Here is a 15593-nt window from a genome sequence, read left to right on the forward strand (position 1 = left end):
ACTATTGAAAAAATTTATTTTAGATACTTGGGAGGTGTACGTTCATGTCAAAAGTAATACATGATTTTAATGATATTATTAGAAAGCTACGCAAAGATTTATTCGGAAAGGGACCCGAAAGGATCCACACAGTTTTTGTTGACAATATGATTATTTCAACGCTCTACGGAAATTTGACTCCTACCGAAAAATTCATTGCCGGTACACAGGAAGGTAAAGAAATGGTACATACTGCAAGGACTCGAATGATACAGAAGGTTTATCAGAAAGCACCGCCCGATGGCATGGAAAAACTCATTGGTGCTAAATTTGTCCATCTTTTCTCCGATATAAAATTGGAAGACGACATTGCTATTTCCGTATTCCTTTTTGATCGGTCAATTGAGCACAAGGGAGGAGAAGTGGATGGAGCAAGATAAGAACCGGACCATTTTTCGCTATTCAAACGGTCATTTCACGAAAACAGAAGACCGGATTGCAGTCGAACACCCCGTCACCATCAAAATCAACGACAAAGAATTTGCGACTATCGTCTGTTCCCCTGAGTACATCGAGGACATGGCAGTGGGTTTTTTAGCATCGGAAGGGGTCATCCCAAATTATAAAGCTATCAAAGACATTTGGGTGCAGGAAGAAGTGGGGATTGTCCATATCAAAACAGATAGAATGTATCCCTTTTATGAAAAGTTGTTGAACAAACGCTATATCACCTCATGTTGTGGAATGAGCCGACAAGGTTTTGTGTTTGCCAACGATGCATTGACTGCAAAAAAGATGACAGAAACCAGCGTAATGCTTACCCCGGAAGAATGTTTTTTCCTGATGGAACAAATGGAGCAAGCGGCTGACATGTTTCATCAAACCGGCGGCGTTCATAATGCAGCGCTTTGCGATGCTACCGGTATCGTCCTGTCGAGGATGGATATCGGGAGACATAATGCGTTGGATAAAATCTACGGTCACTGTTTGAAGCACACTATTCCTGTCCGGAACAAAGTAATTGTGTTCAGCGGTCGTATTTCATCCGAAATCTTATTGAAAGTGGCTAAAATCGGATGCGAGATGGTCCTTTCAAAATCAGCCCCTACTGAACTGGCGCTGACACTTGCGGAGGATCTCGGAATTACTACAGTCGGTTTTATACGTAAGAAGTCCTTCAACTTGTATACTCATCCGCAGCGGATTATTGTAGAAAAGAACAACAATAATTTATAAAGTTTTTAAAATTAGTTGCTTTATTAAATGAAATAAAGAATCACATCGAATCGGCTAAAGTGCTTAGGGGGCGCTTACGCAGTCTTAAAAATTTCAGCATATTGGAGTAGTCAATTGCAAGCAAAAACCTACCTATATGCGATGTCTAGATACAAACGCATGTAGGTAGGTTTTTATTATTAACGTGACATATGCTCACAATTCCGAATGAATTACTATATTTCAATACCGCTCAAGTTATTGTTGCCAATTGTATAATTCATATCACCACTTTGGTGATTGCCCAGACTGAAATTTAACGAAATCGAATAATAGAGGCACGTTGCAGTATTGTTGTAATGAAGAAGTACTCTCCGTAATCCTTTCCCAACTTTCCGAATATGGATCGAGTCCTTTCAATACCGGCATGGATTGCTGTAGAAATTCTTCTATCGGCATCTCCAACTGTTCAATAAAGCGCTCCACCTCTGGAAACTTCCTATCTTTTTCGGGATTCGGTTCTTTAAATAGTACATGTTCTAAGTTTCTTGAAAAATAAAACATCCGGTAATTAATGTCAACTGAAAGAATCGTTCCTAACACTTTCATGATATTGATATTGTTACTTCTATCAGCATTTCTTGCCGCTATTTGCAGTTTTTGTTTTTCATGGGGCACTGTTATTCGATCCTCGTGGTAGATGGTTAATTCCTTTTGGGTGTCATCAATGACAATTGCATCGTCAGGGATAAAACAGCCATCCATATCAATTATATGTAGGACACAGAACACATCTTCCGGACGAAATTTACTTTTTATCATAAACTCATTCACGGAACTTTCGATAACAGACTTGATGGGTTCTTCCGGTCGATCCAAATCATATAAAATATCGCCGTGCTGAATATGAAAGCGAATATTATGCTGTTCAAAAAGGCCACGTAAGCGATTATATAGTAACACCTCTTCGCAGCTTCCCTCGACGAGTAATAATACAACCTTCTTTTTACTAATTGTCATATAAAATCCCCGCTTTACGGAAAGCCGTTTTAATGTCGAATAAATTGGTTTCCGCGTATATTGCCTCTTCCTGACCGCCCAATTGTACAGCGCGTAAATAAACATCACGTGCATTATCCAGCTTTTCGACGCCTTTTAACTGGTGATATCTGTCCATTTTATTTAGTGTCGTAAACCATAAGTTCCGTATAGGGAGCACTTCTACTATACGCAAATTATGTGAAGTAAAAAAAAGTTGCCCTTGTGCATTTTCATTTAACACTTCCAATATTTCACCAAGCAGAAATTCAAATATTCCTGCATCCAGTTCGTCAATCACCACGCATGCATTCGGATTGTTGTAAACCGCTATGAGTGTACTTAAAATAGAAATTATTTTCAAAGTCCCCTCAGACTCGCTTCGCAATGGAAGTTCAATCCCCTCTTTTTTTGAAAGAAATTCAAAGCGAACTCCATCACTGCCATCACTCAGTTTTTGCGTATTTATTTGTCTGATTTTTATTTGAAGACTAGGAATAATAGTCTGCAAAACAATATTGGTTTGGCTAACCACTTGGTCAATCGTTTCAAATAAATCCATCGGTAATACCATCGTGTCTTGCATCTCATAAGGGATATGTCCACGTTTCTTTTCCAAATGTACACTGAAGGGCATAACAAGATTGGCAATTAAGAGACCATAATGAATCGTATCAATTATATGTAAATCCCGATTAAAGTCTATCGATAGATTTTTCATTATTTCTTTTTCATTATCATTTAACAGATCTTCAAATACTTCTTTCAATTCTTCCCTAAATACAAAAGAAGTTGCGTTGCCTGCAGCCATCCGATTGGCAATAATAACCGAAATTCGTTCCGTTTCATTCAGATCATGTATTTTTTTATCATGAATAAAAATTTTGTTTTCATTTTTTGAAATCAGCACTTTATAGTGGTCATTTTCCGTATTTTCTCGATATGACACTTCTTCTTCAACAACTTTATATTTTGTCATTCCAGCTGATAAAGAAACCGAATAGTTAACGAAAAATTCACCGAATCGATTTTTCAAAATGAATTGAAACAACAATCGAATCGTTTCTTCATTGACATAAAGCAGCTTAGTCGTAAGTTTTGGTAGCGGATGATCAATATTAGCTGATAATAATGTTTTCAATAGATTAAACGCTTCAACAGCAGCTGTTTTCCCCGAGCCATTTTGACCATAAAAACCTATAACATCTGCCTTTTCCAATGTATCAAAGGTTGAATTCGTATGAAAACCGCCATATTTAACATTTTTCAAATTCTTTATTTCTACATTGGCTACCCTGACTATACTTGTCATGGAGATCCCCCTAGGAATAATTCTTTATTGGAAAAGTATTAACCGAAATAGCTGATGTGCGACAAATGATGCATGTGTTTTACAATATTGGCTAACAGACTATAAATTATTCACGTTTGGGTCAGGTACTTTTGGTATGAAATGACGCCAATTCCTCATATGCAAATTTTATGTAAAAAGAATCAGCCATTTATATAAATGGCTGATTCTTGCTTTTCAGTATGCAATTATTGTTAATGGTCGGAATTTCCCCATACATAATTAAAAAACCGAATTAATCCATTCCGATTGAAACGTATTGCGTCTCCAAAAATGCTTCCAATCCTTCATGGCCACCTTCCCTGCCGATTCCACTCTCTTTCATTCCACCGAAAGGAACTTGAGCAGCTGAAGGTGTCCCGTCATTCCAACCGACAATCCCAAAATTCAATTGTTCAATTAATAGTGTCCCCTTAACAACGCTTTCCGTGAACACATAGGCCGCCAAACCATACTTTGTATCATTCGCTAACCGGATAGCCTCATCTACAGTCTCGAACTTCTGAACAGGCGCTACAGGGCCGAATGTTTCTTCTTCCATAATAACCATGGAAGTATCTACTCCGCTAAGTACGGTTGGTGAGTAAAATGTTCCGCCTTGATTTGTTAACGCTTCTCCTCCTGTTAAAAGTGAAGCACCTTTTGAAAGAGCATCCGCTACTTGTCGCGTTACTTTGTCGACACTGCTTTGATTAATCAATGGGCCAATATCTGTTTCCTCATTAATACCATCGCCAATTGTTAATTTCGTAACAGCTTCTGTAAACTTTTCCAAGAACGTATCATGGATGCCTGATTGCACGTAAATTCTATTTCCACAAACACAAGTCTGGCCTGCATTTCTAAATTTCGAAGCAATGACGCCTTTTATAGCTGTGTCAATATTGGCATCATCCAAAATAATGATTGGTGCATGTCCTCCAAGTTCCATGGATAAACGTTTTACTTGATCCGCGCTTTGTTTAATTAACAATTTACCGACTTCAGTGGAGCCAGTGAATGTTACCTTCCGAACATTATCGTGCTCCATCATAGCTGTTCCTATTTTCGATGAAGAGCCCGTTACCAGGTTAACTACACCTTTCGGAAATCCAGCCTTTTCACATAGCTCCACCAGTTTAACGGCCGTCAATGGACTTTCACCGGATGGTTTTATTACAATTGTACACCCTGCCGCTAAAGCCGGTCCCATTTTCCGAGTCAACATGGCCACTGGGAAATTCCATGGCGTAATTGCTGCAACAACTCCGACAGGTTTTTTCCAAACTTGCATACGTTTATTCGCAAGATGTGAAGGCACGGTTTCTCCATAGATACGTTTGCCTTCTTCCGCATACCATTCAATATATGTAGCAGCAGAACTTGCTTCTCCTCTGGATTCTTTAATAGGCTTGCCCATTTCAATCGTCATTATTTGGGCCAATTCTTCTTGGTTTTCCAAGATAAGATCATTCAATTTTTTTAAATACTTCGCTCTTTCGTATGCAGTTGTCTGGGACCACGTTTGAAAAGCTTCATGTGCACTATCAATTGCTTGATTCGTTTCAATTTCTCCCCCGATTGGGACTGAACCGACAACTTTTCCATTCGCTGGATTTTTAACCTCTAATTTTTCTAGATCTTTCCCAACCCATTCTCCATTGATATACATTAGATAGTCTCTCATTTATCATGCACTCCCTACCCTATTTGTTCGAATTAATTACAAAATCTTCCGTTTCAACTTCTTCTTCTTCTTCTTCTACTTTATCTTCTGCTAATACTACTTCTTTTTCTATTCCTTCTGTGAAGATACGGTCAAGCTCATTATTCATATGTGCATCAGAATTTTCAGGTCCATATTTAGACATAGAAACTTTATACAAAATAATACCAAGCACTGTCCAAACAAGAACAATCGCCCACTCATATGGCCAGACGAGAGCGGATGGCATACCCGGCATATACAAAATACAAATACCTACTGACATCAATACGGCACCCCAACCGACTACACGCCCCCCGCGAAGTTGAAATGGCCTTGCCATCTCTGGACTGTTCTTACGAAGAATTAAAAATGAGGCTGCGACCATGAACCAGGCAACTACTAACGCAAGCCCTCCCGCGTCGACTAACCAGACTAAAGCCGGTCTACCAAATAGCGGAGCAATTGTTGTAAGAACCCCAATCAATATAATTGCTTTATAGGGTGTATTGTACTTTGGGTGTAAGTCCCCCAATGATTTTGGAAGCATTCCAGCTTTTGCAAGCGCGTAAATTGCACGGCTTCCTCCGATATAGAAGCCAATCCAACTCGTTAAAATCCCACCCACTCCACCTAGTACAAGTATATTCCCCATCATACGACTATCTCCGAAAGCTTTTGCCATTGCATCAGCAGTGACTAAGTTTGAGTTATTGATTTCTGTCGGAGTCAACACACGAGACACTCCGAATATGATTGAAATATACCAAGCAATCGCAAGAAAAACCGAGAATATTAATAATTGTCCAATTCTTTTCCTCGGTAAATTAATTTCTTCTGCTGCCTGTGGAATAATATCAAATCCTACAAACATAAAGGGTGTCATAATGATAACAATTAAAATTCCGACGGCACCTTTTTCAAATAACGGTGTCATATTTTCTACATTACCAGCAACCGAACTACCGGTAATTAGTAAGACCCCTGCTATTATTATTAATAAAGTCAGTAAGAATGTAACGAAACTTGCTAATTTTATTCCTTTAAAATTAACCCATGCAATCAAAATCGAACCTATTACGCCCACCGCAACCCATGTAAAGTTAACATCCCATCCCGCAATCGTATACATATACCCCCTGCTGTAATTAGGGGCTAAGTATTCAAATACAGTGGGAAGTGCAACAGCTTCAAAAGCAACTACGGATACATAACCAAGGACAATCGCCCATGTTGTTATAAAGGAAGGAAGTCTACCCATCGCCTTAAATGTATAAAATAACTCTCCACCTGCAAGCGGAATGGCCGATGCCAATTCCGCATAAGTGAGCCCAACCAACACAACCATAATGCCTCCGATTAAGAAGGCTATAATCGCTCCCACCGATCCGGCTTCAGTTATCCAAAGCCCGGCGGTTACAACCCATCCCCATCCGATCATCGCGCCGAACGCCAAGGCAAGAACGTCCCTATTACCTAAAACTTTCAACAATTTTTGATCTTCCATCTCTTCGCCCCCAATTTAAATGGAACTGATCTATTAAGTTTTAAATATTGACGCTTAATTCCTGTGCGACTGAAGAGATCGCATCATGTAATTTTTCTAGAAGGGACTTAATTTGCTCCTCGCTGATTGTTAATGGCGGAGAAAAACAGATAATATCTGTACCTTCATAAGTTACCGCACGACAGATTACGCCCCGTTCATGCAGCGCCTCAATTACTTTTCCTGCAACCTTTAATTTTGGCGAAAACCGTTTGTTTGTTTTGGGATCTTCCACAAGCTCTACAGCACCAAGAAGACCGATTGCTCGAACTTCTCCAATAATGTTTAAATCCTTTTTCAGTTCTTTAAATCCTTGGAGTAACAATTCTCCCATCTTACGTGAGTTCTCAACCAGACCTTCATTTTCAATGATCTCAATATTCTTTAATGCCACAGCAGCCGCTGTCGGATGTCCACTATAGGTGAAGCCATGGAACAACGTACCTTCGGACTTCTCCTTCAGAACATCATGCACTTTGTCTGATACGATTACGCCGCCCAATGGAAAATAACCGCTCGTAACCCCTTTCGCAAATGTCATCATATCCGGTTCAACTTCCCAATTTTCAAGTCCAAACATTTTCCCTGTTCTTCCAAAACCAGTGATTACCTCATCCGCAATGAATAGAATGCCATATTCATCACAAAGTTTTCGAACTTCAGTAAAATAATCATTTGGCGGAATAAGAACACCGCCCGCTCCCTGAATAGGTTCTGCAATAAATGCAGCAATCGTGTCAGGTCCCTCCGTCTCAATTACTGAACGAATAGATGTGATGGATGCTTTGGTCCCCTCCCAATAAGGAGTTTCGGCGTGAACGAATCCATCTTGTAGGTGACCGGCCATGTCCCAAAACTCTGGAATCCCAGTAGCACTTGTGGAAGCGGCAGCCACTCCATGATAACCACGTTTAAGAGAAACGATTTTATTGCGCCCTGACTTATTTTGGATTTTCCAATAATGACGAACTAATTTGAATGCGGAATCATTTGACTCCGAACCTCCGGACGTGAAAAAGGTTGCATTCAAAGTCGGGGGTGCCAAATCCGCTATCTTTTTCGCCAATTGAATAATGGGCTCATGACTAAACGTTGAAAAGGCAGAACTAAATGCCAGTTTATCCATCTGTTGCTTGGCCGCTTCCCCCAACTCTTTTCTGCCATGCCCAATATTGACATTCCATAATGAAGACATCGCATCAATGAAAACATTTCCTTCTTTGTCCGTTAAATAGATGCCCTCTCCTTTTTCGATAATTAATTTTGCCCCTTTTGCTTGTTGGTCTTTAATCGATGACGTCGGGTGAATAAAGTGCTTTTTGTCTAATTCAATTAAATTCTCCATTTGAATTCCTCCTAGTATTTTTGTATTCGTTCTCCAAGGTTTACAGCTTATAAGCACTTTCTAACAGGACAGGATTCAACTCTACTTATTATTCTCTTTATAAAATCAGTGTCGTCTGCCCAACTTCAACAGACGACACTGATTTTTCATTTTAATTATGATTTAACCAATTGCTCTTCCCAAGCAGGAAGCATTCTATTCAATTCCTTATCCTCACGGTACCCCAATACGTACTCGGCCTGCATCACCGTATGGATTTCACGCGTTCCTTCGTAAATTACTGGCGCCTTGGAATTTCGTAAATAACGCTCAACAGGATACTCATCAGAATAGCCGTTCGCCCCGTGAATTTGAACCGCATCATCTGCTGCTTGATTTGCAAAATCACATGCCTGCCACTTCGCAAGTGAGGTTTCTCTAGTATTCCGTTTCCCTGCATTCTTCAGTTCACCTGCACGATAAACAAGCAGACTACTCATTTGGAATCCAGCTTCCATCTTAGCGATCATTTGTTGAACAAGTTGGTGTCTCCCTATTTCTTTCCCAAAAGTTTCACGCGAATGACAGTAATTTGTGCTTGCTTCAATACATGCCATGATCTGTCCTACAGCTCCTGCGGCCACGGTGAAGCGTCCATTATCGAGCGCTGCCATCGCAATTTTGAACCCTTCTCCTTCCTGTCCAAGCAAGTTCTCTTTCGGCACTTTGACATTATCGAAAAATAGCTCGCCTGTATTTCCGGCACGAATGCCTAGTTTCCCTTTGGTTGCCATCGAAGAGAAACCTTCCCATGTACGTTCTACAATAAATGCAGAAATCCCTTTATGTTTTTCTGATTTATCACCTGTATAAGCAAAAACTAAGAAGTTATCTGCAAGATCACAAAGTGAAATCCACGTTTTTTGGCCATTTAAAATATAGTGATCCCCATTTTTAATAGCCGTCGTTTGAAGCGCTGCTACATCGGATCCCGCAGCGGGTTCAGTTAAACCAAAAGCTCCGATTTTCTTTCCTTTAGCTTGTGGAACTAAATACTTTTGCTTCTGTTCTTCTGTTCCCCACTGTAATAATGTAAGACTATTTAAGCCAATATGAACAGAGACAGCAGTACGGAAAGCCGTATCCCCACGTTCAAGTTCTTCACAAACGATGGCCAACGAATTGTAATCCATTCCGCTTCCACCATATTGTTCTGGTACACAAACACCCATTAATCCGAGTTCTGCAAGCTTTGTATAGATTGTAGGATCCGATTTCCCTGCACGATCCCACTCTCCAATGTGAGGCATAATTTCCTTATCAACAAATCCCCTTACTGTTTTACGCAACATATTCTGCTCTTCTGAAAATGAAAAGTTCATTATATAATCTCCCCTTTTTAATTAGTTGGTTGGTTCATACCTAATCGATTCATGATTTCCTCATTATGCTCCCCCGGATTCGGTGGATGATATTTCATTTGAACGGGGGTCCGTGATAATTTAAGTGGACTTCCAATCATCTTAATGGGCCCCGCAGTAGGATGATCTTGCGTAATGAACATATTACGTGATTGAAGTTGCTTGTCGTTGACCACATCATTTAGACTCTGGATTGGGCCACTCGGAATATTATTGTTTCTGCATTGTTCCTGCCAATAAGCCGTTTCTTTCGTCAGTAAGACTTTTTGAAGTAAAGGGACTAATTCTGCCCTGTTTTCTACACGACTTGGATTCGTTTGAAAAAGTGCATTTTTCGCATATTCAGGTTTTTCCAGCACATCACAGAGTGCTTTAAACTGATTGTCGTTCCCGACTGCAATAACCATTTCACCATCCAATGTTTCAAACGTCTGATATGGGACAATATTTGCATGGATATTTCCAAGGGCTGTGGGAACTTTCTCAGCCATTAAATAGTTACTTCCGATGTTCACTAATGCACTAACTGCTGAATCGTACAATGAAATATCCAACTTCTGACCTTGCCCCGATTGTACCCGTTCAAGCAAAGCCGCTTGAATTCCGATACAGGCGTACAATCCCGTCAGTACGTCTACAATTGCAACGCCTGACTTTTGGGGACCTGATTCTTTCGTACCTGTAATGCTCATTAACCCACTCATCGCTTGTATTATGAAGTCATACCCCGGCATGTTTCGATCGGGGCCCGTCTCACCGAAGCCTGTAATCGAGCAATACACAATACGTGGATTAAGCTGGGTCAATGTGTCATAACCTAAGCCAAAACGATCCATCGTTCCTGTTTTGAAATTATTAATGATTACATCACTCTCGGTGACAAGCTTCTTAATAATTTCTATACCTTCTTCAGACTTCAAATCAACCGTAATCGCTTTTTTATTACGGTTTGCACTCAGGTAATAAGCGCTTACATCATTTTTAAATGGGGGTCCCCATTTACGGGTGTCATCACTACCTCCAGGCGCTTCCACTTTTAAGACTTCCGCACCTAAATCGCCCAAAATCATCGTACAATATGGGCCCGCGAGAACACGGGATAAATCGAGTACCTTAATGTTCCCCAATGCTCCAGCCACTTTTGCATACCTCCTTTTCTACTCTAAAATTCAAAAAGCCAATCCAAAAAGACTACAGACCTGCTGTAAGTCAAAATGAACTGGCTTTTTATCTGCGGCTAAAAATCCCGGATAGGATTTTCTGCAGATTAGGCAGTATTGGCTTTTTACAATATCTTTTGATGCTGATCATGTGTAATGAACGTTTAAACGTTTCTGCATGATTCGTTAGTTCTTATTCTAGTACATAAAAACGAGTTTGTAAACAAAATAATGTAATACATCCCAATATTCTATCAATAGTTATATTGATGCTTTATAAGACTCATAATGTTTATATAAATCTTTCAGCGCAGACATTAACGCATTTCCCGCTTTTCCTAAATAATGATTTTTGACACTTTCCATCGGTTTTTCAATACCGTCTTGTAAACTATGCCCTCTAAGCAATTGGTGTACAAACTCTTGTCCATGTACTGTCGCTAACGTACAACTTGCTGCCACAATTACTCCGTACTTTTTGTCGATTTCCGCTGTAATTGTCAATGTTTCATACATATTTTGTGCAGCCATTCCCGCCGGAAGCCGAGCATGTCCCGCAATAAAAACCGTATTCATAGTATTTCCAATCCCTTCCTGACGAATTATTTAGCGTTCTTCATATCAAAACAGCCAATTTGAAGAGCGACATTCATTCTTAAGAATACAGGAAGAGCATTGGATTTAACAGTGTTTTAATTGAAAATATTCCGTGTTCATCCGTTATTTCAAGAAATCATTTTACTTTTAAAAAATAACTTAGCTCCAGTGCGGAACCATTCTTTCTACAAGCATGTCCCGATATTGTTGAGAAGACTTCGGCAGAATTTTATTAGTTTCATAATCGAAGACAACACCGAATTTTCTGATTAGGTCAAGTTCATCGATGTCTCCTGATAGATACATTTTTTCTACTGTTTGAATATCCTGTTGAAGCCATTTTTTGCGGTTCATACGAATGTTTTTCCTAGCAACAATTGTTTCTATTTCATCAATCTCAAAAAGATCAATGTCTCTGTCAATTTCAGTGATTACAACACCGTAGTCTTTTTTCGCGCGTTCAATGGATACATATTCATCAATGACGTCTTCGAGAACAGCACTTGGATTTCGATTTAATGGATCACCAAGACCTCCGCCCCCTGCTGATGGTCTAGTAAATGAATCACCACTTCCGACTTTTACATTAGAAAATATAGCTCCAAGGAATTCTCTACTTTCTTTTTCAGGATTTAACCATGCCCCATGGGGAGATGAAGGCAATCCGCCCCAAATACCCCATGTAACGGATCTTGATCGATCACAACAATATGACATTACTGTATCTTGAACGGAAGTCAAAATCCCACCTTTTTCAACCCCGCAGCCACCCCGATATTCACCGGGGCCTCCAGAGTCAATCTTGATTTCATGTTTTGTCGTGATAACAGGCGATAACCTTTCCTGTCCTTCACAAGGCTGAATACTCAAACCAACACCAAAAACAGGTGATAGCGCATTGGCTCCATCGCGTTTATTTCTGCCTCCGTGTCCGCCTGCCATCCAGTCGTACCACATAAAATATTCTTTCTCTTTATTTCTCGTATCCCACCCGCCAACTAACAAGTATTCCAAATTAAATGAACAAGCTAACGCCCGTTCGGGAATAATTGAAGACCATAATTCAAAACATGCATTCATAATTTTTTCATAGGCGCCCGAACAAAATCCGGTAACCGCAATTGGACATGGAGCATTTACAACTGAATTTTCAGGTAATTCGACATGTACAACACGATAAAACCCGGAATTCAGTGGAATATCCGGAAAAAACGTTTTCGTTCCAGCGTAAGTTGCTGATAACGATGCTCCGTATCCAGCGTTCAAAAAGCATCCTATATATGAATGCGAACCACTTAGGTCATAAAACACTTCATCATCTTTAATCGTCATTTTCACTTTAATCGGGATTAATCCATCGCCTATATCAGGATCCATATCAATATAATCCGTTGTTTCCCACGTGCCGTTTGGAAGTGCCTTTATATTTGCTCGTGCTAATCGCTCTACATAGTCTTGAACTTCTTCAAAAGCGGTTAATATAGTTTCGACTCCATATTTATTAATCAATGCAATTAGTTGTTTTTCTCCTACTCTTGTTGCTTCCACTTGCGATCGTAAATCTCCTAACCGTTCTTCTGGTACACGCATATTAGATACGAGTAAATTCGCTACATCTTTTAAGTAAACGCCCTTACTATAGATCCGAAGCGGTGGAATTCTCATTCCTTCCCCGAAATGTTCTTTCGATTTAATATCAAAGGATCCCGGGACAGAACCGCCCATATCTGCCCAGTGACCATTTACTTGCATAAAAGCAATAATTCTCTTCTTATAAAAGACAGGAGTAATGACTCTGGTATCACTAAAATGAGTCCCCCCTCTATACGGATCATTAATTAAAAACACATCTCCAGGATGAATATCATCCTTAAAATCTTCAATAACCGCTTTCGCAGTTAAGTGAAGGGTACCGACATGAACAGAAATGTCCTGTGTACCTTGCATCACAGTATTTCCTTCCGCATCACAAATTGCCGAGCTAAAATCACGATTATAAATAACGAATGAATAGCAGGTTCTTAAAACCTGTTCCGACATCTGGTCCACCAAATTCACATATGCATTTTTCAACACTTCAAATGTTACAGGATCTAGTTTACTTTGAAATAATTGCGGTGCTTTTACCATGCTCATTCCCCTTTACTAGTTAATATAGCGGATAATAATATTACGATAATCATCTGTCTTTGCAATGAATAGCGGAGGAATTACAATCGTCGAATCAAGTTGTTCAATAATTGCTGGTCCCTCTATCTCCATCCCAGTCGGCAAACTCTCTCGGCTATATACGGGAGTATCGACGAAACCGTCAGACTCTTCAAAGTAAACTGGCCGATGACATAGTAGTGCTGATTGCAACGTTCCTGTTTTAATTTTTTTCGGAAGTGCAGGTTTTTCTACCGTTCCAATTGCTGCTACACGGAGTCCGTATATTTCTACTTTTTGATTAGGGTTAGAAAAAGCAAACTCACGCTCATGCTCTTTATGAAATTGTTCAAGTGCTCCATCAATCGAGTCGAGTGTCCGTCCAATTGTAATCGCTAAAGATCTCCATTGCCCCGAATATCTCATATCAATATAACGAATGAAATTCATATCCTTATCAGCAATTCCCTCTTCAACTAAAAGGCCTTTTGCTTCTTTTTCCATAGTAGAAAACTCCGCTTCTAAGTCTTCTATTGATACATTTTTCGCATCCGTCAAATAAGTTTTTGTAATGTCGTGCTGAACGTCAACCATCAAACATCCCATTGCTGCGGCAACTCCTGAATGAGGCGGAATAATGACATTCGGAATGTCCATCTCTTTAGCTAAGTAAGCACCATGAAGCCCTCCAGCACCGCCAAAAGCAACGAGGGCAAAATCACGGGGATCATAGCCTCGGCGAACTGAAATTAATCGGAGCGCATCACACATATTCGCATTTGCTACTTTTAAAATTGAATTTGCAGCTTCTGCCACTTTAAGGTTAAATGGATCACCTATTTGATCACGAACGGCTGTAATAGCGGATTCTTTATCCAAGATCATTTGTCCGTTAAGTAATTGCGTACTTAATCTTCCAAGGATTAAGTTTGCGTCAGTATTTGTGGGTACCTCACCACCAAGTCCGTAACATGCGGGACCTGGTTCAGCACCAGCACTTTTCGGTCCATTCCGTAATGCTCCGCCCTCATCTATCCAAGAAATGCTACCGCCACCAGCTCCGATTGTTAAGATTTCTATACTTGGAAAACCAATTGGATATCCGTATTCAATCGCCCAGTCCTTCGTAATTCTCAATTCACCCTCATACATTAAAGATATATCCGTGCTTGTCCCACCCATATCGAATCCAATTGCATTTTGATAACCACATAAATTAGCAATATATTTACTTGCAATTGCCCCTGCCGCGATTCCAGAACTCGCTAAACGTGCTGCATATCGCGGGACTGTTTCAGAGGTCATGACGCCGCCTCCGGAGTGGAGAACTAATATGTCCCCTTCATAACCAAGGGCTTCCATTTCTCCTTCCAGTTTTTTAATGTAGTTACTCACGGTTGGTCCAAGTACAGCGTTCACAATAGTTGTACTCATTCTTTCGTGTTCAAATATTTCTGGCAACACATCATTAGATGTACAAATGTAAACGTCCCCTAATTCCTCTTGAAAAATCTTTTTCACTATTGCTTCATTTTCTCCATTGATATATGCGTTAATAAAACAAACAGCAACAGATTCAACACCACGTCTTTTAAGTTTAGTGGCCAATGCCTTTACTTCTACTGGATCAATCTCTTCCAATATAGTACCTGCATAGTCCATTCTTTCGTTTACCTCGAACCGATCACGACGTTTAATATATGGCGGGGCAACATCATTATAAGCATCCCATAAATCCAATCTTGTGCCATCGCGAATTTCAATCACATCACGAAACCCTTTAGTCGTTACAAGTGCAGTATTCGGTAATTTTCTTTCAATTAATGCATTTGTTCCCACTGTGGTACCATGTGAAAATTGCAAAATATCTTTCCCGGATAAACCTGTTTTCTTAACGCCTTCTATAATCCCTTTTTCGGGATTTGAGGGAGTAGAAGCAACCTTCGTAATAAACATTTCCTTCTTTTTTTCATCGAAGACAAACACATCTGTGAATGTTCCACCAACATCAACTGCAAAACGGTAATTTGACAAATTCTCTCTCCCCTTTTACCTTTTATGAAAACGCTTCCATAAAAATAAAAATGACCAATAAAATTATTCAAAAACACCTTGAATAATTTAACTGGT

At 39.8% G+C, this 15593-nt stretch carries 12 protein-coding genes; 2 read left to right on the plus strand and 10 right to left on the minus strand.

Annotation, left to right across the window (positions count from 1 at the left end; all coding sequences use genetic code 11):
• Positions 1-44: 44 nt before the first annotated feature.
• Positions 45-419 (plus strand): Na-translocating system protein MpsC family protein, encoded by a 375-nt coding sequence (locus HDC33_RS07920; RefSeq protein ID WP_179391921.1) that lies wholly within the window; start codon positions 45-47, stop codon positions 417-419.
• A complete protein-coding gene (gene fdhD, locus HDC33_RS07925) occupies positions 406-1215 on the plus strand; it encodes a formate dehydrogenase accessory sulfurtransferase FdhD (RefSeq protein WP_179391922.1) in 810 nt (269 codons plus the stop codon). Before HDC33_RS07920 ends, fdhD begins: the two co-directional genes overlap by 14 nt.
• 264 nt (positions 1216-1479) lie before the next feature.
• Here fdhD and HDC33_RS07930 read toward each other — a convergent pair whose 3' ends face one another.
• From HDC33_RS07930 to HDC33_RS07975, 10 genes are all read right to left on the minus strand, one after another.
• Positions 1480-2214, minus strand: coding sequence for a hypothetical protein (locus tag HDC33_RS07930; protein WP_179391923.1), 735 nt, complete (start codon positions 2212-2214; stop codon positions 1480-1482).
• A complete protein-coding gene (locus HDC33_RS07935) occupies positions 2204-3544 on the minus strand; it encodes an AAA family ATPase (protein ID WP_179391924.1) in 1341 nt (446 codons plus the stop codon). Before HDC33_RS07935 ends, HDC33_RS07930 begins: the two co-directional genes overlap by 11 nt.
• Positions 3545-3818: 274 nt before the next feature.
• Entirely contained in the window at positions 3819-5249 is a 1431-nt protein-coding gene (locus HDC33_RS07940; RefSeq protein ID WP_179391925.1) for an NAD-dependent succinate-semialdehyde dehydrogenase, read from the minus strand.
• A 19-nt stretch (positions 5250-5268) separates the two neighbouring features.
• Complete coding sequence (locus HDC33_RS07945) at positions 5269-6774, minus strand: APC family permease (RefSeq protein WP_218843178.1); 1506 nt, start codon at positions 6772-6774, stop codon at positions 5269-5271.
• A 40-nt stretch (positions 6775-6814) separates the two neighbouring features.
• Positions 6815-8158, minus strand: coding sequence for an aminotransferase family protein (locus tag HDC33_RS07950; protein WP_179391926.1), 1344 nt, complete (start codon positions 8156-8158; stop codon positions 6815-6817).
• A 155-nt stretch (positions 8159-8313) separates the two neighbouring features.
• Complete coding sequence (locus HDC33_RS07955) at positions 8314-9519, minus strand: acyl-CoA dehydrogenase family protein (protein ID WP_179391927.1); 1206 nt, start codon at positions 9517-9519, stop codon at positions 8314-8316.
• A 17-nt stretch (positions 9520-9536) separates the two neighbouring features.
• The gene (locus HDC33_RS07960; RefSeq protein ID WP_179391928.1) at positions 9537-10697 is read right to left on the minus strand and encodes a CaiB/BaiF CoA transferase family protein; all 1161 of its coding nucleotides are present in this window, start codon (positions 10695-10697) and stop codon (positions 9537-9539) included.
• 282 nt (positions 10698-10979) lie between these two features.
• Positions 10980-11294, minus strand: coding sequence for a DUF3870 domain-containing protein (locus tag HDC33_RS07965; RefSeq protein WP_179391929.1), 315 nt, complete (start codon positions 11292-11294; stop codon positions 10980-10982).
• 180 nt (positions 11295-11474) lie between these two features.
• Positions 11475-13445, minus strand: coding sequence for a hydantoinase B/oxoprolinase family protein (locus tag HDC33_RS07970; RefSeq protein WP_179391930.1), 1971 nt, complete (start codon positions 13443-13445; stop codon positions 11475-11477).
• A gap of 15 nt (positions 13446-13460) precedes the next feature.
• Positions 13461-15497 carry a hydantoinase/oxoprolinase family protein gene (locus HDC33_RS07975; RefSeq protein WP_179391931.1) on the minus strand — a complete coding sequence of 679 codons (2037 nt, stop codon included), beginning with the start codon at positions 15495-15497 and terminating at the stop codon, positions 13461-13463.
• Positions 15498-15593 lie beyond the last annotated feature (96 nt).

This window comes from Sporosarcina sp. JAI121 (genome assembly GCF_013408665.1).
GTDB lineage: Bacteria > Bacillota > Bacilli > Bacillales_A > Planococcaceae > Sporosarcina.

Excerpts from the sequence above, each read along its gene's own strand:
- HDC33_RS07920 (WP_179391921.1), top strand. The coding sequence starts at position 45 with ATGTCAAAAGTAATACATGATTTTAATGATATTATTAGAAAGCTACGC.
- fdhD (WP_179391922.1), top strand. The coding sequence starts at position 406 with ATGGAGCAAGATAAGAACCGGACCATTTTTCGCTATTCAAACGGTCAT.
- HDC33_RS07930 (WP_179391923.1), bottom strand. The coding sequence starts at position 2,214 with ATGACAATTAGTAAAAAGAAGGTTGTATTATTACTCGTCGAGGGAAGC.
- HDC33_RS07935 (WP_179391924.1), bottom strand. The coding sequence starts at position 3,544 with ATGACAAGTATAGTCAGGGTAGCCAATGTAGAAATAAAGAATTTGAAA.
- HDC33_RS07940 (WP_179391925.1), bottom strand. The coding sequence starts at position 5,249 with ATGAGAGACTATCTAATGTATATCAATGGAGAATGGGTTGGGAAAGAT.
- HDC33_RS07945 (WP_218843178.1), bottom strand. The coding sequence starts at position 6,774 with ATGGAAGATCAAAAATTGTTGAAAGTTTTAGGTAATAGGGACGTTCTT.
- HDC33_RS07950 (WP_179391926.1), bottom strand. The coding sequence starts at position 8,158 with ATGGAGAATTTAATTGAATTAGACAAAAAGCACTTTATTCACCCGACG.
- HDC33_RS07955 (WP_179391927.1), bottom strand. The coding sequence starts at position 9,519 with ATGAACTTTTCATTTTCAGAAGAGCAGAATATGTTGCGTAAAACAGTA.
- HDC33_RS07965 (WP_179391929.1), bottom strand. The coding sequence starts at position 11,294 with ATGAATACGGTTTTTATTGCGGGACATGCTCGGCTTCCGGCGGGAATG.
- HDC33_RS07970 (WP_179391930.1), bottom strand. The coding sequence starts at position 13,445 with ATGGTAAAAGCACCGCAATTATTTCAAAGTAAACTAGATCCTGTAACA.